Annotated in this window: 22 protein-coding genes and 1 tRNA gene; 12 read left to right on the top strand and 11 right to left on the bottom strand. The window is 58.6% G+C overall.

Annotation, left to right across the window (positions count from 1 at the left end; genetic code table 11):
* The first annotated feature begins 3 nt into the window (after positions 1–3).
* The gene (locus QP027_RS00700; protein WP_284825277.1) at positions 4–738 is read left to right on the top strand and encodes a lysoplasmalogenase family protein; all 735 of its coding nucleotides are present in this window, start codon (positions 4–6) and stop codon (positions 736–738) included.
* 6 nt (positions 739–744) lie between these two features.
* Here QP027_RS00700 and QP027_RS00705 read toward each other — a convergent pair whose 3' ends face one another.
* The gene (locus QP027_RS00705; RefSeq protein WP_284825278.1) at positions 745–2271 is read right to left on the bottom strand and encodes an adenylate/guanylate cyclase domain-containing protein; all 1527 of its coding nucleotides are present in this window, start codon (positions 2269–2271) and stop codon (positions 745–747) included.
* Positions 2272–2326: 55 nt separating this feature from the next.
* On the opposite strand from QP027_RS00705, the gene QP027_RS00710 reads away from it, so the two are divergent.
* The 5 genes from QP027_RS00710 (at position 2327) to QP027_RS00730 (ending at position 4846) form a co-directional block, all read left to right on the top strand.
* Complete coding sequence (locus QP027_RS00710; RefSeq protein ID WP_284825279.1) at positions 2327–3532, top strand: DNA polymerase III subunit delta'; 1206 nt, start codon at positions 2327–2329, stop codon at positions 3530–3532.
* 60 nt (positions 3533–3592) lie between these two features.
* Positions 3593–3668 (top strand) — tRNA-Thr (locus QP027_RS00715).
* Between the two features lie 219 nt (positions 3669–3887).
* Positions 3888–4289, top strand: a complete 402-nt coding sequence (locus QP027_RS00720; RefSeq protein WP_284825280.1) for a DUF6941 family protein — start codon at positions 3888–3890, stop codon at positions 4287–4289.
* Positions 4286–4507 carry a DUF4258 domain-containing protein gene (locus tag QP027_RS00725; RefSeq protein WP_284825281.1) on the top strand — a complete coding sequence of 74 codons (222 nt, stop codon included), beginning with the start codon at positions 4286–4288 and terminating at the stop codon, positions 4505–4507. The genes QP027_RS00720 and QP027_RS00725 overlap by 4 nt, the downstream gene beginning before the upstream one ends.
* A gap of 24 nt (positions 4508–4531) precedes the next feature.
* Positions 4532–4846: a DUF2283 domain-containing protein gene (locus QP027_RS00730; RefSeq protein ID WP_284825282.1), complete on the top strand. Its 315-nt coding sequence runs from the start codon at positions 4532–4534 to the stop codon at positions 4844–4846.
* Positions 4847–4981: 135 nt separating this feature from the next.
* Here QP027_RS00730 and QP027_RS00735 read toward each other — a convergent pair whose 3' ends face one another.
* The 3 genes from QP027_RS00735 to QP027_RS00745 form a co-directional block, all read right to left on the bottom strand.
* Positions 4982–5485: a tyrosine-type recombinase/integrase gene (locus tag QP027_RS00735; RefSeq protein WP_284825283.1), complete on the bottom strand. Its 504-nt coding sequence runs from the start codon at positions 5483–5485 to the stop codon at positions 4982–4984.
* Positions 5482–6210 (bottom strand): hypothetical protein, encoded by a 729-nt coding sequence (locus tag QP027_RS00740; RefSeq protein ID WP_284825284.1) that lies wholly within the window; start codon positions 6208–6210, stop codon positions 5482–5484. Before QP027_RS00740 ends, QP027_RS00735 begins: the two co-directional genes overlap by 4 nt.
* Positions 6211–6412: 202 nt before the next feature.
* Entirely contained in the window at positions 6413–8077 is a 1665-nt protein-coding gene (locus QP027_RS00745; protein ID WP_284825285.1) for an AMP-binding protein, read from the bottom strand.
* Positions 8078–8393: 316 nt separating this feature from the next.
* Between QP027_RS00745 and QP027_RS00750 the strand changes: the two genes are divergently transcribed.
* From QP027_RS00750 to QP027_RS00775, 6 genes are all read left to right on the top strand, one after another.
* Positions 8394–9242: a GDSL-type esterase/lipase family protein gene (locus QP027_RS00750; RefSeq protein ID WP_284825286.1), complete on the top strand. Its 849-nt coding sequence runs from the start codon at positions 8394–8396 to the stop codon at positions 9240–9242.
* Positions 9243–9472: 230 nt separating this feature from the next.
* On the top strand, positions 9473–11482 hold the full coding sequence (locus tag QP027_RS00755; RefSeq protein ID WP_284825287.1) for a glycoside hydrolase family 3 protein: 2010 nt from the start codon (positions 9473–9475) through the stop codon (positions 11480–11482).
* A gap of 125 nt (positions 11483–11607) precedes the next feature.
* Positions 11608–12708, top strand: coding sequence for an S-(hydroxymethyl)mycothiol dehydrogenase (locus QP027_RS00760; protein WP_284825288.1), 1101 nt, complete (start codon positions 11608–11610; stop codon positions 12706–12708).
* The gene (locus QP027_RS00765) at positions 12708–13334 is read left to right on the top strand and encodes an MBL fold metallo-hydrolase (protein WP_284825289.1); all 627 of its coding nucleotides are present in this window, start codon (positions 12708–12710) and stop codon (positions 13332–13334) included. Before QP027_RS00760 ends, QP027_RS00765 begins: the two co-directional genes overlap by 1 nt.
* Before the next feature lie 170 nt (positions 13335–13504).
* Positions 13505–14755 (top strand): TsoY family (seleno)protein, encoded by a 1251-nt coding sequence (locus QP027_RS00770; RefSeq protein WP_284825290.1) that lies wholly within the window; start codon positions 13505–13507, stop codon positions 14753–14755.
* Positions 14756–14807: 52 nt separating this feature from the next.
* Positions 14808–15728: an NAD-dependent epimerase/dehydratase family protein gene (locus QP027_RS00775; RefSeq protein WP_284825291.1), complete on the top strand. Its 921-nt coding sequence runs from the start codon at positions 14808–14810 to the stop codon at positions 15726–15728.
* On the opposite strand, the gene QP027_RS00780 is transcribed toward QP027_RS00775, so the two are convergent.
* Genes QP027_RS00780 through rfbB form a run of 7 tightly spaced genes read right to left on the bottom strand, consistent with a single transcriptional unit; the run spans position 15725 to position 21731 of the window.
* The gene (locus QP027_RS00780; protein WP_284825292.1) at positions 15725–16564 is read right to left on the bottom strand and encodes a DsbA family protein; all 840 of its coding nucleotides are present in this window, start codon (positions 16562–16564) and stop codon (positions 15725–15727) included. The two genes, QP027_RS00775 and QP027_RS00780, sit on opposite strands and share 4 nt — an antisense overlap.
* Positions 16565–16602: 38 nt before the next feature.
* Positions 16603–16944 carry a DUF2304 domain-containing protein gene (locus tag QP027_RS00785; RefSeq protein ID WP_284825293.1) on the bottom strand — a complete coding sequence of 114 codons (342 nt, stop codon included), beginning with the start codon at positions 16942–16944 and terminating at the stop codon, positions 16603–16605.
* Positions 16944–17648, bottom strand: a complete 705-nt coding sequence (ppgS, locus tag QP027_RS00790; protein ID WP_284825294.1) for a polyprenyl-phospho-N-acetylgalactosaminyl synthase PpgS — start codon at positions 17646–17648, stop codon at positions 16944–16946. Before ppgS ends, QP027_RS00785 begins: the two co-directional genes overlap by 1 nt.
* Before the next feature lie 10 nt (positions 17649–17658).
* The gene (locus QP027_RS00795; RefSeq protein WP_284825295.1) at positions 17659–18474 is read right to left on the bottom strand and encodes a glycosyltransferase; all 816 of its coding nucleotides are present in this window, start codon (positions 18472–18474) and stop codon (positions 17659–17661) included.
* Between the two features lie 9 nt (positions 18475–18483).
* A complete protein-coding gene (gene rfbA, locus QP027_RS00800; protein ID WP_284825296.1) occupies positions 18484–19347 on the bottom strand; it encodes a glucose-1-phosphate thymidylyltransferase RfbA in 864 nt (287 codons plus the stop codon).
* Positions 19348–19366: 19 nt separating this feature from the next.
* Complete coding sequence (gene rfbD, locus QP027_RS00805; protein WP_284825297.1) at positions 19367–20731, bottom strand: dTDP-4-dehydrorhamnose reductase; 1365 nt, start codon at positions 20729–20731, stop codon at positions 19367–19369.
* 10 nt (positions 20732–20741) lie between these two features.
* Positions 20742–21731: a dTDP-glucose 4,6-dehydratase gene (rfbB, locus tag QP027_RS00810; RefSeq protein WP_284825298.1), complete on the bottom strand. Its 990-nt coding sequence runs from the start codon at positions 21729–21731 to the stop codon at positions 20742–20744.
* Positions 21732–21818: the final 87 nt, after the last annotated feature.

Here is a 21818-nt window from a genome sequence, read left to right on the forward strand (position 1 = left end):
TAAATGGCGCAGGATTTCGGTATCGCAGAGTTCAAAGCACGGACGGACCAAGGGATCGAAGCCTGCGTAGCTTCGGTAAAGAAGGCCCTCGAGCGCCCCGAGCGCGCCGGGTACCTCGTAGTCGCAGAATCCGCCGGTTGGTCGCGACTGTTCGGCTGGCGAAAACTCTCTCACGTGTTGGAGCCGCTCCTGCCTCTACTGCTCGCCGGCGAAGCCGCGCGTGCACCGCTGGACAACACCCAGCGGGCCGCACTAGCCGGCGGTCTTGCCTCCGGCGCGATTGGCTCCTTCGAACAAGTCCGAGTCGCGGCGCAGCCAAGCGCCGCCGGAATTGCGGGCATCGTGGGGCAGCAGGCCGGTTATGTGGCACGCCTCGTCGATAAGCGAGGAGCATTGACGACGACCAGCGCAGCCACCACGGGTGCCGTACTCGCTGCGGGCGCAGGCCTTGCTGCCAAGAAAAATCGCGATCTGTTGCCTGCCACGGTGATCGGTGGCGCGGCCACAATGGCGACGGTGGCGTTGGCCAACGACGAGCGCTTCCGCAAGCAAAGCCTGGCCGATTCCGGTATCGGACACGGCGCGAACCTCGTGGCGGCAGCCGAAGGAATGCGCGTCGTGCGCCACACGCTGTGCAAGGACCGCAATGATTTCCGCACGCGATTGCTTGAGGCCGTGACTGTGGCAACCGCGGCTCTCGGCCACATGCTGCTGGTTGATGGCCTAGCTTCTGACTAGGGGTCGCTAGTAGCGATCTGCCATGGTCGAGCGAACAGGTCGGGCCAACTGTGTCATCTTGTGACGGCCGCGCAGCTCAATCGACTTCAGCAGGGTCCAACGCGCCTGCTCGACCTCGTTGGCGCCGCGCAGGGTAGAAGCGTTGGTCAGCACGCCGCCTGGGGTGTCTTTGGCTAGGTCGGTAAGGCGTGCAGCCGAGTTCACTGCATCACCGATCACGGTGTACTCGAAACGGTCATGCCCACCGATATGGCCGGCGACGACGTGTCCCGAGGCGACGCCGATGCCCGCCTGCAAGGCGAGGCCGCGCAGCTCTGAGCGCAGCTCGCGAGCCGCCTGGAGGGCGTGGGAGGTGGAGTCATTCAGCGCCAAAGGTGCGCCAAAGACAGCCAGCGCAGCGTCACCCTGGAACTTGTTGATCACACCCTTGTTGCGGTGCACAACATCGACAACGCGCTCGAAGAATTCGTTGAGGGCCTCTACTACTTCCTCAGGCGTGTGGTTAACGGCAAAGGTGGTCGAACCGATCACGTCGACGAAGATGACGGCGACCTTGCGGTCCTCGCCGCCCAATTCAGGTTTGGCCTCTAGTGCCTTCTGCGCGACCTCGGTGCCCACGTAGCGTCCGAAGATATCGCGCACGCGCTGACGCTCCCTAAGCCCACGCATCATCTCGTTAAACCCGGATTGGAGCACGCCCATCTCGGAGCCATCGTAAATGTCCACTTGGACATCGGTGTCGCCACGACGCACCCGGTTGATTGCTTCTTGAAGTTCCTTGATCGGATCGACCACACTCATGGTGGCAAACGCGACGCCAATAGACCCCGTCACCAGCGCGGCGATGGCCAAGGAAACGATCGCGCCAATGAGCTCTCCGACGTTGCCGGAGAAGAACCCCGCGTGTTGCGCCCACAGCAGCAAGATAATGCCGATCAGAGGCACGGCGGAGGTCATAAACCATGTCATGTATAAGCGCTGCTTGATCGGAGGCTCCAACGTGGAATCTTCAAACCTGCGCGCCAGGGCAGTCGAGGCCACCGGGCGCACGAGACGCTCGGCCTGCAAGTACGTAATCAGCGACACGATAAGCCCCATCAGCGCCGCCGAGACACCGACCACCAATGCGAGGCGCCAACTAATCTGGCCCGCCGTCACGATCGCAATAATGATGCCGACACCCCACACCGCAATGACAATGATCGATTGCATCACCGGCAAGCGCATCACCAAGCTGCGCACCATGTTTGGGTCGTGTTCCTCTGGGTGGCGCTGCCAATCTAGCACTGGTCGCACGATGAAAAAGGTTGCGACCACGCCCACGACGACGGCGAAGATGACGTAGGCCACGCCGATCGTCGTCAAGCTTGATGCTTCGGAGGCGAACTCCATGACCTCCGGCATCGGGACCAAAAAGCGGATAAACAACATAATTGCGATCGCCGCAATAACGTTGGTACCCAGCACAATTGCCGCATACAAAGGCCACGATGTGCCCCAAAGCCATTTCAAGCCGCGCCAAAGACGATCCATGGTCTATTACTCTATCTATCAATTGGTGATTTCGGCATGAAGTAGGGTAGATCGAGTGAACACACGCAGCGTCACGGAGCGCTTGGCAGATAGCCCCAAGGTGCGTGAAACGATTCTGTCGGCTGCCAAAGCTGCCCGCAAGGTCGACGGCGCCGACCCCCGCGCCATGACTCACTCGTGGCTTTTCACCGGACCGCCGGGCTCGGGCCGCTCCAACACGGCGGTTGCCTTCGCCGCAGCGCTTGTGTGCGAAGACCCAAGCGAAATTGGCTGCGGGCGGTGCAAGGGCTGCCACGATGTGTTTTCCAACTCGCACTCCGATGTAGTCCACATCGTGCCGCAAGAGTTGTCGATCTCCAAGAAAACCGTGGATACCATCGTCGCGCAGGCAGCACGCTTGCCGACGATCGCCTCGTGGCGCGTCATCATCATCGAGGACGCTGACAGGCTGACCGCCGAAGCTGCCGACGCATTGCTCAAGACCGTGGAGGAGCCACCAGCATCCACCGTCATTGTGATGTGCGCGCCGTCGACCGATCCGGAGGACTTCTCGCAGACGCTGCGTTCGCGCTGTCGCCACGTGTACATTCCATCGCCGTCTACCTCGGAGATTGTGCGCATCCTGACCCGCGAAGAGGGAGCATCTGAAGACATCGCCCGCTTGGCCGCTGCGACATCGCTGCGCCACGTGGGGCGGGCCCGCGCGCTGATCAAAAACGAGACGGTGCAGGCTCGTCGCGCGCAGGTGATCAACCTGGCAGAGCTGATCTTCCACGGGGATCAGTCGTTCCAGGCAGTAGGTTCCCTGATCAAAGCCGTAGACAAGGAGGCCGTGGAGTCCTACGCCGAAGCCGATGCCGCCGAGCGGGCTAAATTGGAACAGGCGTTGGGGATGGGTGCAAAGGGCAAAGGCGCGGCCAAGGCGCTGCGCGGGACTGCCGGCACGATCAAAGAGCTGGAAACTCGGCAGAAAGCACGCACTACTCGACGAAAACGCGATGTGTTGGACCTAGCCCTTGTCGACTTGGCGGGGGTGTACCGCGACGCGCTCGTCGTTAAGTCCGGTGCCCACGTTGAGCTGACACACCCGGACTTCGAGGGATTGGCGCGGGAGATTGGCGAGCGCGTCACCGAGGAAGGTTTGGTGGCGTGCCAGGACGCGATCGCGAAGTGTCGCACGCACTTGGATCAGTCTGTGACCCCGGCCATCGCCTTCAACGGAATGATCGGCGCGATCCGAAAAGCCTGCAAAGCGAAGTGACCAGCGGGTTTTATTCTTTCACTTGACCTGCGATAAGCTATGTGGCGCACGTTTGTGCTGGCCGCCTTAGCTCAGTCGGTAGAGCGTTTCACTCGTAATGAAAAGGTCACGAGTTCGATTCTCGTAGGCGGCTCCACGAAAACCCCAGGTAGACACTGTTTAGCCTGGGGGTTTCTTGCATTTCAAAAACGGGAAGATGTACCAAGTTGTCCCAGGTTGTTCCTTCTATTAGCGCACACAGAACGCACACAGAGCGAACGAGACCAGCTTAGGAAAGAAGCATGGCCAATATGGGAAGATAGAAACAAGCTACGAGCTACGCGTTAGTGGCGATGGCTTATGGTTCACTTGAGCTATGACAGCTGAACTTGATTACGCTTTCCTCGCTGAATACGCGAAGTCTGATCGTGGGACCCTCACAGTCGTAGGGGCGAGTTTCACCGAGGCACAGGTTTCGTCTTATCCGGGCGTCGTGGATATAGCCGTCGCCGGTCGCGTTCGCCGACCGGAAGAGACTGAGCCGCCGACGCTACGGATCGAGATTTACGCACCTAGTGATCAAGAGGCACCGCAAATTAATTTTGACTTCAACCTCGAAGATGAAATGGGCGCGGTCCGGTACGACGGTAAAGTGGCATCGGTATTCGTTTTTCGTGGACCAGTTCTAATCGAATCAGCGGGACTATACGTATGTAACATCTTCCTGGACGGGGTGAAGGTTAGGCGTCTTGCTTTTGAAGTTGTTGAGAGCCAATGAATCGAAGGCTAAGTATCTCTGGGCACGCGAGAAGGAGAATGAGACAGCGTGGAATTACCGAGACAGATATCCATCGAGTCCTTGAAGCTCCGGACATCAGTAGACCAGGAAACGAACCGAATCGCACCGTTTATGAACGGAATTTAGGTAAAGTGACTTGTGTAGTTACTGTTGACGGATCCAACCCCGTTATTGTTGTAACGGCGTTCATCAAATAATGGAAAAGGAAAGGATAGTCTCGGATGCGTATTCAAATCACGAAAGACCATAACTTCGAGGCTGCCTACATCGAGCTATCATCTCGACCAGTAGCTCACTCAATCGAACTGGGCGCGGATACCATCGTCGATCTCGACGGCTTGAATTGTGTTGTGGGCATTGAAATACTCGCACTTGGTCGCCTGCCTAAGTTCGATGATCTAGATCGTCTCGCGCACGTCCTGGAAAACGATAGGCCAAAGATTCAGCTCGCCCTGCGCCACCTCTCACGGATGCGCGCGACGAGCAGCTCATTAACTGAGGAATCTCGCATCGTGGTGGACGGGATTCCAGCCTAACTATTAACCTGCGCACGCGAGCCCCTGTCTCAGAGTCTCTCACTCGTCCAGTCACTCTATACGGGGTCATTCAGGATCACTGATAGCGGCAACGCCCATACTGGGACCAGTGACGCACTAACTGACGGTAGTGATCTATTCTCCGCCGATCGCGCGTAGCCGGCCGCGCCCTCGTGTCTTGCGCTCTGCTCGTCGCTGGGTGCTCGCCTTCTCTCGTTCTCGTTCGCGTTCCATGAGTGCATCCATCGCGCCGGGCACAGCGTCCAGGCCGGCGTCCCAGAGGTGGCCGTAGTAGTCGAGGGTGATCGCAGCGCTCGCGTGCCCGCACATACGATGCACTGCGTACACGTCAGCGCCTGCTGTGATCGACATTGTGACGGCGGTGTGCTTGAGCGTGTAGGTTGTGATGCTGTCGAGGCCGGCTTCGGTGCACATTTTGTCGAATACTCGTCGCCAGCGGGCGTCGGTCCACACGTTGCCGTGCTCGTCGGGAATCAGCCAGTCTTCGTCTTCGTCTTCGTGGCCTGATGCCATGCCGTCGAGGTCCAGGAGAAGGTCGCCGCCGACGGGGACGTCGCGGTCGCGCCGGGACTTGGTCGGGCCAGGGTGGCCGAGCTGGTCGACGGAGCAGCGAATCACAAGCCGGCCACGGTAGTAGTCGAGGTCTTTGACCTTGAGCCCTTTGGCTTCCCCGGCCGGATTCCGGTGCGCGGCATGACCTCGGCCAGTAGTCGAGCCTGCTCCGTCGGTGCGGCCGCGAGCAAGGCGTCTACTTCCCCGATGCGTAGTGCACGTTTGTCTGCGGGCTCCTGGCGCACGATGTCGCCTTTGCCGAGTGGGTTCTCGCGGATGATCTTGTTCTTGACTGCCATGTCGAGAAACGCGTTCACGACAATGCCCACTTTACGTTTTGCGCCGCTGCCTAGCGGGGTTGGCTCGGTCTTTTGGTGTGGGCGCCGTGTTTTCAGGCCAGCAACCCACGTAGGGAATACCGCGGCGTTGAACTTGGCGATGCACGTGTCGCCCCAGACCGGCTCGAGGTGTGCCCACGCGGCGACGTAGCCTGCGCGAGTGCTCTGGGCAATGTCTGGTTTTGATTCGATCCACGGGTCCCAGAGGTCCCCGAAGGTGACCGCGGCTTTATCTTTTGTGATCCAGGTGCCGTCAGTTTGCCCGACTTCGACGCGCGCTTTGTAGTCGTTCGCTGCGTCCTCGGTCTGGAAAGTAGCGGTGGTGCGTTTACCGTTTTCGTCCCAGATGACTTGCCAGCGCCTGCCGACGCCCCACCGCGCACTGCATACCCGTTTCTTTCGGGAGGTCTTGTCTGGGTTTGGTTTTGTCCATAGGTCGCGAACGTGTGCCATTGCAAATATACTCTTGAGTTGTTCAGCTAATTCCTAGGAATGGGAACAGGGTTGGACTCGCCCCTCCGGTCTCTCCCCCTGAACTACTCCCCACTAGTCGGTATCTGATTTCTCAGTCCAACTAATGGGGAGCAGTTCACGAACAACAATGAGGTGCCCCTTTTTCCACGAAAGAAAAAGGGGCATCTCGAAGAAACAGCATCTAGGCTTTGTACACGCTTGCTGGCAGGAAGCGCGGGACGACTTTGCCGGTGGCGTTGCGCGGCATCTCGTCGATGAAGTTCACGTCACGGGGAACGGAGTGCTCGGCAAGGTGCTCGCGGACCCAGTCGCGGACTGCATCGCTGGTGAGGCTTCGGCCGGCGTCGTCGTCGCTGCGCACGATCCAAACGGCGATGCGGGCGAAGGTCTCGTCGTCGTCAACACCGCCGGCGTGGAGGTCTGCGATGCCTGGCATCGGTTCGAGGATGTCGGAGACGGAAGACGGGTAGACGTTCTCGCCGCCAACGATGATCATGTCGTCAACGCGGCCGAGGACGTGGAGGCGATCATTCTCGTCGAAGTAGCCAAGATCGCCCATTTCGATGAGGTCGCCAATTTTCACCATCTTGGTGTTCGGGTTGGAGTATCCGATCAGCGAGGTGGAGTTGTTCAAGAAAATACGTCCGACGGCACCTTGTGGGACCTCATTGCCTTGGTCGTCGTAAAGCTTCAGCGTGGTGCCGGTGGACACATGTCCAGCGACGGTGGGCTGTGCTGCGACTTCCTCGGCGGAGGCTGCGGCGGCCAGGGTGAGCTCGGTGGAGCCGTAGATGTTGCACAGGATTGGGCCGAAGCGGTTGTTCATTGTGCGCACAATCTCTGGGGTAAGAGCGTGGCCGGCGGACGCGATGAACTTGAGGTTCGAGGTGTCGTACTTTTCGTTGTCGGGCACTTCAAGGAGCTGCTTAAAGAAGATCGGGGAGGAGATCATCGCGTTACACTTGTAATCGACAAGCTGCTTGAACACGTTTTCTGGGTTGTAGTGGCGCTGGGTGACGATCGTGTTGCGGGCGCCAAGTGCAATGTTGGTTGCGGACCAGCCCCAAGTATGGAACATGGATGCTGTCATTTGCACTGTCATTCCGGCGCGCCATGGCATCTTTTCTAGCAGGCCTGCGAGGACAAGTGGCAGCCTTGGTTCTGGGCGCAGGATGCCCTTCGGCACACCGGTGGTACCGGAAGACATGAGGACGATGTAACCGTGCTTGGGCCAGGTCGGGAGGGCATAGCCGTTGTCCGGGGAGCTCACGATCGACTCGATCGAGGTGTAGTCGGTGTGGCTTTCGTCCTGGTGCGCGTACGCAATGGTCAGGCCAGGGTAATCCTCGGGGATGCAGTGTGCGAATTCGTCGTCGATGAAAAGAACGTTGATCTTGTTCTCTTCGATGCAGCCAAGGATCTGCTCAGGAGAGGAACCGACGTTGAGTAAGTACAGGGTGGCACCTGCGTAGCCCTTTGCGGTCAATGGGATCAGCATGCCACGACCGTTGCGGGCCATAACTCCCACGTGGAGCTCTTCCAGGTTCTCCCGATCCTTGACTTCCAACAGCCACTTCGCCAGAGTTCGAGATTGGTCGCGGAGCTGGCGGTAGGTGAGGATGCCGTCGTCGTCGATAAGCGCATTGCGCAGAGGTGTTTGCGCTGCACCCTGCTCAACTTCGCGGGCGGTTGTGAACCAATAGCGGGCGAGGATGGAGGGGACATTGAGCGCGCCACCGAGTCCACCTTCGGACCCGACGATGCCAGAGCGGATTACGGCGGGAACGAACTTTGCCAGGGCACGGGCGTTGAAAGCAATCTTTCCTAGCGCGGGAGAGATGGACATAAGGCTCCTTGGTAAGGCGTTGGGTAACGCGAGGCGAATCTTTAGGTATATCGAAGGTAGTTAAAGGATTGTTGCAGTTTGGTCCCAGAAAGTTCTTAGGTATACAACCTTGCCTTAAAGAATGGACAGTCGCAACGTTACTCAAGTTGCTGTTGTTGCCAAAGTTGTTACTGTGGTAATTGTTCTTACTGGTTTCCTAAATGTTGCGGAAACCCACAGTTGCCGTTTAGTGTTCACTGGAACATGACTTTTTCCTCACGATAAGTTACGAGTATCCCGCGCACACCCAGAAAGCGCACGACAGAAAGTGTTTTCCATGCAGTTTTCAGCTTCCCGTCGCAAGGTTGCAGGCGTCGTCGCAACTCTTCTCACCGCACTAACCGTGGTTGTTGCACCATTTGCACCCCAGGCCAACGCACAGCAGGCTAACGCAGTTTTGTTCGGTGACTCCGTTTTGGCGGATCCGACCGTCCCAGGGTGGGCTGCGGGAAAGATGGGTCTGGATCCTCGTGGATCATCCAACGTGGCAACGTGGTGCCCAACCAGCCCCACCAGCTTTGGTAAGCAGGCTGCTGCCAAGCTGGGACTCCCTGCCTGGGACTACTCTTGCACCGGCACTATTTCGATCTCCCAGGGCCCAAAGGTTGGAACTCAGGTTGATCGCGCGCTGAACGATGGCGCCCTGACCCCAAGCACCCGTCGCGTTATCCTGACCACCGGATTCAACGATGCTTATAACACCGGCAACCGCACCCCGGATCAGGCGCGAGCTGCCTACGTTTCCGCGCTGACCCCGCAGATTGACCGAATTCGCCAGGCTGCGCCGAACGCGCGTATCCAGATCGTGGGCTACCCACAGATCACTGACGGATTTGGCAATGTCTGCCTGTTCCATGTCGGCCCGAACATGTTTGATCGCACCCCGGCTCCACAGGTTGCTGGCTGGGAAAACCTGGCGCAGTGGATGCAGGTGGACTTGGCCAACGCGACCGGCGTCGAATTCCTAGACATGAAGCCTTCCACCCGCTGGAACTCCATGTGTGCTCAGGATGACAAGCGCATGTGGGCTGGCCTCGTTGATTTCTATGGCGGCCCGGGCAACCTGCCGATCCACGTGAATCAGCGTGGACACGCGCACGTGTCTGAGGTTATTGCGCGCTCTTAAGCTGCTTATCGACGAATATCCCGCCGCGAGGACAGACCTGCGGCGGGATTTTCGCACTTCGGGGGGTGGCGGGGTGACATTCCCTAAATGGTCGGACTTTTCTCGCAATCGCGTCCAAGATTCGTTAGGATTGTCTCAATACCTTAATTTTTGTGACCCGCCGCGCGATTTTCAGCCAAATTGATGTGGGACACAGTTATTCTCTATTTCCCTTTCTTAAGGAATGCCCCATGACAAACCAACCCGCCCTGGGCTCCCGCCTGAACCGTTTTGTGGAAGCCGACGGCCTGAAGTTCCGCGATCTCGACGGCGACGGACAGCTTGCCCCCTATGAAGATTGGCGTTTGCCTGCCGACGAGCGTGCCGACGACCTCGTCACCCGCATGAAGCCCGAAGAAAAAATCGGCATGATGGTCATCGGTTCCCATTATCCGGGATATTCCGAGTTCATTCCACACGCAGACCCTAACAACCTGCTGAACCCTGAAGACGTGTGGCGAGACCACAACCCGATTACCTCCCAGGAATACCCAGAGCCAATTCTGGTGACCTCGTCTACCGACAACGCGATCAACGTGCGGCACCAGCGCTACCTCATCGTGCGCGACAATCTCGAGCCACGCGATCTCGCAGTGTGGACTAATGCGGTCCAAGAAGTAGCGGAGAAGTCTCGCTTAGGTATCCCGGTCGTGTTCGCGTCCAACCCGCGCAACCACTTTGCGCTGGTTGCCGAGTTTGGTGTGTCCGAGTCCACGGGCGTGTTCTCCGAGTGGCCGGGCGAGCTGGGCCTTGCGGCACTTGACGATGCCCAACTGATCGAGACCTACGGCAAGGAGATCGCCAAGGAGTGGCGCGCAGGCGGTATCCACAAGATCTACGGTTATATGGCCGACGTTGCCTCCGAGCCACGCTGGTCCCGCTTCAACGGCACCTTCGGCGAGGATGTTGATCTAGTCACCCGTTACATGGCGGCGCTGACCCGCGGCATGCAGGGGTCGTCGCTAAGCGAGGCTTCTGTGGCAACCACCGTCAAGCACTTCCCAGGTGGTGGCGTGCGTCTGGACGGCCATGATCCGCACTTCGAGTGGGGCCAGACTAACGAGTACCCAACCGAGGGCGCGCTGTACAAGTACCATCTGCCACCGTTCCAAGCTGCGGTGGACGAGGGTTGTGCCTCAATCATGCCGTACTACGCAAAGCCGGTAAACAGCTCAGCTGAGCAGCTTCCGGAAGAACTGTGGGAAGGACCAACCACGCAGTTCGAGGAGGTCGCGTTTGCATACAACAACACCTTCATCGAGAAAATGCTGCGCCAAAACATGGGCTTCGACGGCTATATCAACTCCGATTCCGGCATTATCGACGCCATGATGTGGGGCGTTGAAGATCTGACCAAGCCAGAGCGTTTTGCCAAGGCGGTTGAAGTTGGCACTGACATCGTTTCTGACATGTCTGATCCCACTGAGCTGCAAAAGGCGTTCGATGAGGGAATCCTAGAAGAGAAATTCCTCGACCGCGCCGTCAAGCGACTGCTCATCGAGATGTTCCAACTGGGCCTTTTCGATAACCCATACGTCGACGAGGATATCGCCGAGCAGATCATCGGCAACGACACCGTCAACGCGCTCGCGCAGACCGCACAGCGCCAGTCTGTCACGCTGCTACGCAATGCGGACCTGCTCCCACTTGATCTGGAAGCTGCAAAGAAGGTGTATGTCTACACCACAGGCCGTACCAAGATCGACGAGGTGGATCGCAAATTTAAGGCTGCATTCGCGGACACCACCCCGAACTACCAGCTGGTTGAATCGCCGGAAGAAGCCGACTTTGCGGTCGTGTGGGCGCGTCCCGACATCGCGCTGTTTGAGGACGATCGTCCAGGCGTCTCGTTGTCCATCGAGCCTCGCAACAACGGCGTGGACGTCGATCGCGTGATTGAGATCGAGAAGACGGTTCCGACGATTTTGGTAGTCAACTTCACCAACCCTTGGTTGCTCACCGAGCTGGAACCTGAGGCTGCCGCTGTCGTCGGCACGTACGAGATCAGCCCTGCCAACCTGCTGAAGTCGCTCGCTGGCGAGGATGGTGGGCCGAAGGGCAAGCTGCCAATGTCGGTGCCTGCTTCTGCCGAGACCGTCGCTGAAAGCCCTCGTGATGTGCCGGGCAAGTACCTAGAAAACTACGCCTACGTAGATCGCGAAGGTGTTGCCTACGAGGCAGGCTTTGGCCTGAGCTTCTAAGTCGCTTATCGACGAAAGCCCTCCCCGCGTTAGTTCGTACCTGGCTGCGGGGAGGGCTTCAGCCTGCAATTGTTGGGCACTGTTTCCGATAAGAAGCGCTTGCTGGAAATGGATAGGGTGGGGGCATGAGCCAAAAAGTACAAGGTGTAATCGCCCGCGAAAAGGGCGCAGAAGTAGAAGTAACCACCATCGTTATTCCAGAGCCAGGCCCCCACGACGTGGTAGTCAAGGTCCAAGCCACCGGTGTTTGCCACACCGACTTGGCCTACCGCGACGGCGACATCGAGGACGCATTCCCATTCCTCCTGGGTCACGAGACCGCCGGCGTTGTTGAAGAGGTGGGCGAAGCCGTAACCCACGTCGCCGTTGGCGATTTCGTCGTGCTGAATTGGCGCGCCGTGTGTGGCGAGTGTCGCGCTTGCCGCAAGGGTGATACCAAGAACTGTTTTAACACCCACAATGCCTCGAAGAAGATGACGCTCGAAGACGGAACCGAACTCAAGCCGGCGCTGGGCATCGGGTCCTTCGCGGAAAAGACCCTCGTCCACGAAGGTCAGTGCACCAAAGTTAACCCTGAAGAAGATCCAGCCGCTGCTGGTTTGCTCGGCTGCGGAATCATGGCCGGCGTGGGTGCTGCGGTGAACACCGGCGACATTCAACCTGGCGAATCCGTTGCGGTCTTCGGCCTCGGCGGGGTGGGCCTTGCCGCGGTGGCAGGCGCTGCTCTTGCTGGCGCAACGAAGATTATCGCCGTCGACTTGGATGAGCGCAAGACCAAAGCCGCTGAGGAGACCTTCGGTGCGACTCATTCCATCACCTCGAAGGGAATGAGCGTTGACCAGGTGATCGAAGAAGTTCGCCAGCTTACCGACGGCTTTGGCGCCGACGTTACCATCGATGCTGTCGGAATCATTCCGACCTGGCAGCAGGCTTTCTACTCTCGCGACCACGCTGGGCGCATGGTCATGGTGGGCGTGCCGAATATGACCGACAAGATCGATATCCCAGCGATCGACATGTACTCCCGTGGCGGTTCCGTCAAGCCAGCGTGGTACGGCGACTGCCTGCCTGAGCGCGACTTCCCGATGTATGTGGACCTGCACTTGCAGAATCGTTTCCCTCTGGGAGACTTTGTTTCAGAACGCATTTCAATCAATGATGTCGAAGCCTCTTTTGAATCCATGAAGAAGGGCGACGTCCTCCGATCAGTGGTGGTGTTTGACTAATGGCTTTTTCCATCGACAACGTAGTTACTTCCGGCAAGTTCCGCCTCGACGGCGGCGAATGGGACGTTGACAACAACGTCTGGATCATCGGCGACGATTCCGAGGTATTCATCATCGACGCAGCCCACGATGCCGATGCGATTGCTGCAGCGGTAGGGGACCGAAAGGTCAAGGGCATCATCGCAACGCATGGTCACAACGACCACATCGATGCGGCACCTCGCCTGACCGAACTAGTCGACGCGCCGATCTACCTCCACCCGGCCGATTCCATGCTCTGGGAAGAGACCAACCCCGATCTGCGCTACCGTGACCTTGCAGACGGGCAGTCCTTCGAGATTGCCGGAACCGACATCCAGGTGCTCTCCACCCCAGGCCACTCGCCGGGTTCCGTGGTGCTTTATGTTCCAGAGGCAGGCGAGCTCTTCTCTGGCGATACCCTGTTTCAGGGCGGTCCAGGTGCTACGGGCCGTTCCTACTCCAGTTTCGACACCATCATCGCTTCGCTGCAGAAGTCCGTTCTGGACCTGCCGTCCGAGACGGTGGTGCGCACCGGCCACGGCGATCACACCACAGTGGGCGACGAGGCTCCTCACCTTGAAGAATGGATCAAGCGGGGCTACTAACGCTTAACGACGACCAGCCGCCGCATCCAAGCCATCGTGCCTGGATGCGGTGGCCTTTTTCGTCGCCAAGCAATGCCTAGGGGGGTATCGTGTTGCGGCTTAAGTGGCAGCTGGCTAGTATCTTCGTTGGATACCCCAGGGGGTATAACGAGATTGAGAAAGGTACACCAATGATCAAGAACCTCGGTGAGAAATACTCACCACTGTATTTCCTTGCAGCGCTGGGATTCGGCGGCCTTGCCGTATTCTTCTTCATGGCGTTTATGCACATCACGCCACACCCCGGCACTGCGATGCCCACCTTTGAAACCATCATGGATGCCTATGCGGAAGGCGACGGCTTCATGCGCAGCGTCATCGTCGCCGGCTATATCGGGATGACGATCTTTCTGGTCATCCACTTCACACTGTTGGCGTGGAACCTTCGCGAATTCTTCGCCTTCAAGCGCACCGCCGCATATGACGACCTGAAGCAGTCCAACGCCGAGGTCACTCTCATGGCGATCCCACTGACCCTAGGCATGTCCATCAACGGCATCTTCGTTGCGGCGATGGCGTTTATCCCGAACCTGACCTCCATTCTGCAGGCACTCATGCCATTTGCACTGCTGGCCTATGGTGCCGTCGGCGTGCTCGCTCTAGTCATTATGGGCAACTACCTGCGCCGCCTCATCACCACCGGCACGTTCAGCTTCGAGGGTAACGCGGGCCTCAATCAGATCATCGCCGTATTCGGCTTCGCCATGGTCGGAGTCGGATTCGCAGCACCTGCTGCGATGGGCACCAACACCTGGGTAGTCCTCATCGCAGTCTGGGGCTCCATGTTCTTCGCGATGATCGCCGTCCTGCTTTTCATCGTCTTCTTGGTCTCCGGCGTCATGAGTATTAAGCGCTACGGACTGGCAGTGGGCAACTCCGCGACCATGTGGTTGGCAATCCCAACCATGACACTCTGGGCGATTACCGTTCTGCGCGACCGCCATGGCTTGCAAACCCTTGTTAATGCTGGTCCCGGCGGTCCGCAAGAACACCCGTCCTCGTCGGTGGGCCTGATGTTCTTCCTCTCGATCATCATCGTCTTGCAAGCAGCGTTCTTTGGACTGGGGCACATCGTAATGAAGTCCAATGGCTTCTACCGCGACTACGTCCTAGGCCGAGAGATCACTTCGCCAGCGGCGTTCACCCTGGTCTGCCCGGGTGTTGGTATCAGCGTCTTGCTGATGTTCTTCATCAACGTTGGCTTGGTGCAAAACGGTCTGTTGGAGAAGTTCTCCGCCGGTTACTACGTTGCACTCGCAATCCCAGCGATCACCGCAACCGCAACCATCTGGCTCGGTTTCACCCTCTTCCGCAACCAGCTGTCCAAGGCATCCAAGTTCGCCCGCGAAATGCAGCAAGCTCCTGAGGTGGTCAACGCCTAAACGGTAGGCGTTTCTAATTAAGCCAGTGCGCATGCCCACTACACTTGTGGGCATGCGCACTCTCGTTACCGGTGGAGCCGGTTTTATTGGATCCCATTTGGTCGATCTTCTGATTTCGGAAGGCCACCACGTTGTCGTCGTTGACAACCTCTCACACGGCAAGCGCGACAACCTAAACCCAGACGCGACCTTCGTCGAGGCTGACGTTCTTACGGTTGACTACGACGCACTGCTTGCGGAGCACACCCCTGAGGTCGTATTCAACCTCGCCGCACAGATCGACGTGCGTCACTCCGTAGCCGATCCAATCCGCGACGCAGAAACCAACGTCCTTTCCACCATCCGCCTCGCAGATGCTTCACGACGAAACGGCGTGCGCAAAATCGTCCACACCTCATCCGGCGGCTCGATCTATGGTGAACCGGACCAATTCCCAGTGTCTGAAACGACCCCCGTGGATCCCTATTCCCCCTATGCTGCGTCGAAATACGCTGGCGAGGTCTACCTCAACACCTTCCGTAACCTGTACGGATTGGAGTGCTCACACATCGCCCCGGCAAACGTCTACGGGCCACGCCAGGACCCACACGGCGAGGCAGGCGTGGTGGCAATCTTCGCCCAGAACCTGCTTGACGGTAAACCAACCAAGGTATTCGGCGAGGGCGGCAACACCCGCGACTACGTCTTCGTCGGCGACGTGGTGCGTGCCTTTTACTTGGCCTCCGGCGAGCTCGGTGGGGGACAGCGCTTCAACATCGGCACCTCCGTGGAAACCACCGACCGCCAGCTGCACACACTGGTTGCCCAGGCAGCCGGCGCACCCGACGACCCTGAATACGCACCCGCGCGCCTTGGCGATCTGCCTCGCTCCGCACTCGACTACTCCCTAGCCAAGGATGTGCTCGGCTGGGAACCACAGGTCAGCATCGAAGAGGGCGTGGCCCGCACCGTGGAGTACTTCCGCGGCGTTTAAGCCTTGTCCTGGGACTTTGCTAGCTCAGTGTTGATCACCTTCTGGAATTCCTCCAGCGGCAAAGCGCCGCTCATTGTCTGAGTACCGATGACGAAACTCGGCGTGCCGTTCATCCCCAAAGATGCTGCGAACTCCTTCGCACCGCCGATCGCGTCGTCGTACTTATCGCTTTCTGCGTCCTTCTTGAACTTTTCAATGTCCTTAACGCCTGCTTCCTCGGCGTACCCCGCAAGAATGTCGATCGTGTATGGCTGGCCACCATTAACGTCGAAGTCGCCGAAGAGCGCATCCTTAAACTCGAAGAACTTGCCCTGTTCCGCGGCTGCGCGAGCAGCGCGAGCTGCGGCCTCGGAGTTCGGGCCGTTGATGGTGAAATCGTTCCATTCCACGCGCACGAGGCCAGTGTCAACGTACTCCTGGACCAGCTCAGCCTCGGTGTCGGTGGCAAAGCGCGCACAGAACGGGCAGCCGAAGTCAGAGAACTCGCTCAGCACGATCGGCGCGTCCACAGCACCCTTGGCAAACGGATCGTTAGGGTCGCGGCGTGCCACCTGCTCGCCTTCAATGCCAGGGCCGTGGAGCTGCGCGTTGAATGTGCCGTCGTCGTTCGGCTGTGGCTCGGTGAATTCCTTGCCAGGCTCTACGTCGGGGATTTCCGTCGCCTCGGCGGTGTCTGCTGCAGGAGATTCTTGCGTTGCTAAGGAGTTCGCAGGGGCCTGCGCCTTGCCTTCGCTGAATCCGATGAAGTAGCCACCTACAGCTGCGGCGAGCGCGAGCACGATGGTGAAAGCCCACATGAGGGCAGGGATCTTGGTGGTTTGTGTGGTCTCAGCCAACGGTTGTTCTCCCAGTACAGAAATGAATTCGGTACTGGTTAGCGTAGCTGGTCGCCCGGCTCCACGGCATTTTGGATCGCCATTGCGCGTGCGAGGCGGGCATAGCGTAGTTCCTGTTCTCGGAATCGAACCCAGGTGGACATCGTCGTGAAGAAAAACGCCACGACGAGGGCGTAGAGCATGAGATCGGTGCCACGGTCGACGCCGAGCCAGTTGGCTACGACGGTGAGATCGTCGGGCCGCAGGATCGCCCAGATCGCTGCGATGGCCAAGAGGGCGAAACCGATTTTGACCCATGCCTTCGCGCGGGCCTTCTTGCGGTTGAAGAAGAAGTACGCCACCAGCAAGAGGGCAGCAATGAGAAGTACAGCCTGAATCATTAGAGTCTCCTTGCCACGATGCCGTCGGCGAGAATGTTGACACCGTTGATCAGGGACTGGCCCTTGCTCATGGAGTATTCGGTGTAGAGGATATCGACTGGCTCCTCCGCAACACGCCACTTGTTGTTGTCGATCATGCCGACGATTTCGGACGCATGGGACATGCCATTCATGCGAATATTCATCTCGTCGGCGACCTTTTTGTTAAAGGCGCGCAGCCCGTTGTGCGCGTCCGTCAGGCCGAGACGACGAGTACGCGGCGACAAGAACACCACGGTCTTTAGCACGACGCGCTTGATCCACGGAACCTGATCATCTTCGGCCCGGGGGCGACCAAAACGCGTGCCGACGATAATGTCGAAAGGCTCCTCACGCAGGCGACCCACCATGCGGATGACGTCCTTTACCTGGTGTTGGCCGTCGGCATCGAAAGTAACAAAGTACTTTGCGCCGGGTTGCGAACGGGCGTATTCAACTCCGGTTTGGATCGCGGCGCCTTGGCCCAGATTCACAGGGTGATTGACCAAGTGCGCGCCAGCTGCGTGGATCTCGGCTGCCGAATTGTCCTTGGAACCGTCGTTGACCGCGACGATGTTGGGGAATGTTTCGCGGGCATGCTCGAGAACTTCCCGGATGACCTGTCCCTCATTGAAGCAGGGCACGATCAGCCAGGTATCGGAAAAGTCCTGTGCGAGAGCGTCCATGAAAACTTTCTTACTTGTGAAATAGTGCTCCGTACACTCGCGTCAACACACCGGTAGGCAGGCTGCGGTACAAGGTACGAATGATCAGGTTCATCATAGCCCGTGGACGGGTGACGAGCCCGTATGAAACTAGATTTTCCTGCATCTGCTTCTCCGCGGCGAACATTTCTTTTCCGGTCCTTCGCTGGAATTGTTCCGGCGTTACGCGGAAAAACGTCAAAGGCTCCGGCAGATTCGCCAACAAATATCCGCCCGAAATTAGGCGCGCGTAGAGGTCGTAATCCTCCATGTGGTGCACGTCCCGGTAGCCACCCACATCCTTGATCGCTTGGGTGCGCATCATCACCGATGGGTTATTAATCGGCGAATTGATCTTCACATAGCTTCGCAAAGCATGCGGCGATTCGGGCAGCGCTCGAACGCGGTCGGCATCGCCCGGTGTCTCCTGGAATTCCACGACCGCGGTGCCCAACACAGCCACCTGCGGGTGCGCCTCGAAGTAAGCTAACTGCTTCGCAAAGCGTTCCGGGGCGGCCACATCATCGGAATCGAGGCGGGCGATGAAGTCCGAGTCGATCGTCGTTAAGCCTGCTTGCGAGGCAGGACCGGAACCTTGGTTGGCGGCCAAGACCACGCGCCGAGCCTCGGCATGCTTGTCGACGAACTGCTGCACCGCCTCCGCGACCGCCGGGGAGAGGGGACCGTCCTCGACGATGACAATGTGATCCGCCGGGCGAGTCTGGTGGAGCAGGGAATCGAGCGCCATGGTGAGCGCGTCGACGTCAGTGCCGTGATAGGTGGTGAGAAGGACAGAGAGGGTAGTCATGGGGTGCTCCTAATCGCGGGCTGCGTCGATAAGATATGCGCCATATCCGGACTTCATCATAGGTTGCGCGAGTCGTTCTAGTTGGGCTGCGTCGATGAATCCCTCACGATAGGCGGCGACCTCGGGCGAACCGATGATCGTGCCGGTACGCTTCTGGATCACCTCGACATACGCGGAGGCTTCCGTCATCGAATCGATCGTGCCGGTATCCAGCCAAACATCGCCCCGATGCAGACGCTCCACCTGGAGTTTGCCCTGGTCAAGATAGGCCTCGTTGACCGCCGTGATCTCGAGTTCACCGCGGGCGCTCGGCGTGATGTCCTTGGCGATCTCTACCACCTGATTGTCGTAGAAGTACAGGCCGACGACCGCGAAATCCGACTTCGGGTGCTCCGGCTTCTCCTCGATCGAGGTGGCCTTGCCGTGTTCGTCGAAATCAACCACGCCGTAGCGCTGCGGATCGGAAACCTCGTAGGCGAAAATCAAACCACCGTCGGGAGCTTGACGACGAGCCAACGCGTGCGTCAAACCCACGCCCTCGAAAATGTTGTCGCCGAGCACCAACGCCACCGCGTCGTCGCCGATAAACTCCTCGCCAATAATAAACGCCTGCGCCAAACCGTCCGGCGACGGCTGTACCGCGTAATCGAGCATGAGGCCCCAGTCAGAACCATCGCCGAGGAGTCGTCGAAAAGCAGCCTGGTCCTCAGGGGTCGTGATGATCAAAATCTCCCGAATCCCCGCGCTGATCAGCGTCGATAGTGGATAATAGATCATGGGCTTGTCATAGATCGGCATGAGCTGCTTCGAAATACCCTTTGTAATTGGATACAGACGCGTGCCGGAGCCGCCCGCCAAAATGATGCCCTTCATAGCGCTAAAGTGTAGCGCGTCAGGCAGTCGGCGGGTGGAGCGCCAAATACAGCGCGAGTGCTGCTCGCCAATTCGTCGGAGTGAAACCAGTGGCCTCGATCTTCGACAGGTCCAGCGTCGACTCCTTCGGCCTCGGCGCCTCTGGGCCATTGATCTCCTGATATTCAGCGGTGGACACGGGATGTACCTCGGCGGGGTCGTGGCCGACGCCGATAAACACCGCCATCGCAATCTCGTCACGGCCAACTGTGTCGCCACTGCTCGTGATGTTGTAAATGCCGTAAGGAGCTCGAGTCTCCAAGAGATGCTTGATGCCCTTTGCTAAGTCCTCCGCAAAGGTCGGGCGGCCGCGTTGATCGTGAATCACCTTCGGCTCAATGCTGCGCATTGCCAACGACGCCATCGTGGACATGAAATTGTTCCCGTCGCCGAAGACCCAAGCCGTGCGGATCACGTAATGCTTCGGAGCTGTGCGTGCCGCGGTCTCGCCAGCAGCCTTCGAGGCACCATACGCGCTGAGCGGGGAGGGGGCTTCGTCCTCGTTGTGAAGTTCTTCGCTGCCGTCAAAAATGTAGTCGCTGGAAACGTGCACCAGGGTGAGATTGTGTTGGGCGGCGATTGCTGCCAGGCGCGCCGGGGCTTCCGCGTTGACTCGCCATGCCGTCGCGCGGTCCGATTCCGCGCCGTTGACATCGTTGTACGCAGCCGTGTTGATGATCGCCGCGTACTGCGACCAATCCCGCTCGGGTGGTGCCGTGATATCGAACTCAGCGCGCGTGCAAAACTCGACGTACTCGCCTGGAAGTACCTGTTGCAAAGCCCTTCCCAACTGTCCGTTCGCGCCGGTTACGAGAATCTTGCGCGGCGGGACGGGGGTGGCATCCGCCAATGCGGGGTGTGCTAAGTCCTTCGCAGAAACCTGCGTGGGTTCCAGTGGCCAATCGATCTCGGTGAGGTTGACATTGGAGTACTGCGCGGTCGGCGACCAGTGGGCGTTGACAAGGTAGACGTAGGTGGTGTCGTCGTGAAGCGCCTGGAAGCCGTTGGCCACTCCGCGAGGGACGAAAACAGCTTGATCCGCCCCGAATTCGTGGGTGAACTTCGCTCCAAACGTCGCCGATTCTTCGCGAAGGTCGATCCACGCACCAAACACGCGCCCCGTAGCGACGGAAATGAACTTATCCCACGGTTCCGCGTGGAGTCCCCGCGTGGTGCCCTGAGCTGCGTTGAAGCTGATGTTGTTCTGGACTGGGCCGAAATCAGGTAAGCCCAGGTCGGTCATCTTGGCGCGCTGCCAGTTCTCTTTGAACCAGCCGCGATCGTCGCTGTGGAGATCGAGGTCGAGGAGGAGAAGGTCGGCAATCGGGGTGGAATGAACCTGCATGCGCTCCACCTTACTGACCTCCGGCCGCGTATTTCGCCTCCACCGCGACCTTGTCAGCAGCCCACCACTCCTCGTTATCGCGGTACCACTCGATCGTGCGCTCCAAGCCTTCGCTTATCGACGACGTGTAACGCGGACGCCAGCTAAGTTCTTCGCGAAGCTTCGTCGAATCCATCGCGTAGCGCTGATCGTGACCAGGGCGATCGGCTACATGCTCGTAGGTTCCGCCCATGAGTTCGCAGATCATTTCGATCACCTGTTTATTCGACGTGTGGTCGTTGTCGGCGCCGATGTTATAGGTTTCGCCAAGCCGACCCTTTTCTAGGATCAATAGGACCGCATCGTTGTGGTCGTCGACGTGGATCCAATCACGCACTTGGGCGCCCGTGCCGTACAGCTTCGCAGGTCGTCCCGTGAGCAAATTAGTAATCTGTCGCGGAATAAACTTCTCGATGTGCTGGTAGGGGCCGTAATTGTTGGAGCAGTTCGAGATCGTCGCCTTGATTCCAAACGAACGGACCCACGCGCGAACCAAGTGATCCGAACCGGCCTTTGTCGCCGAGTACGGCGAAGAAGGGTTGTATGGCGTGTGCTCGGTGAACCGTGCGGGGTCGTCGAGCGCCAAATCACCGAACACCTCGTCCGTGGAAATGTGATGCAAACGCTTGTTATGTTTGCGCACCGCCTCGAGCAGCACAAAAGTTCCCACCACGTTCGTGTCGACGAACGGCGAAGGATCGGTCAGCGAATTGTCGTTATGCGACTCCGCCGCAAAGTGGACGACGGTGTCGGCTCGGGCGACTAGCTCGTCGATAAGCGGGGCATCCGTGATCGAACCCTGCACAAACTCAATATTCAAGCCGGCGAGATTCACACGATTGCCAGCATAAGTGAGCTTATCGACGACGATCACGTCCAATTTCGGGTCGCGCTTTAACGCCATGCGAACGAAATTCGCACCGATGAAACCCGCGCCCCCAGTAACCAGCATTGTTCCCATACCGGCTAACTATACGGGTGCCTTCGCCAACCACAGGATTGCGAAGCCCGCAACCCTTGGTCCCAAAATTGTCCGAATTCTGTGGAA

It is taken from the genome of Corynebacterium breve (genome assembly GCF_030252165.1).
Taxonomy (GTDB): domain Bacteria; phylum Actinomycetota; class Actinomycetes; order Mycobacteriales; family Mycobacteriaceae; genus Corynebacterium; species Corynebacterium breve.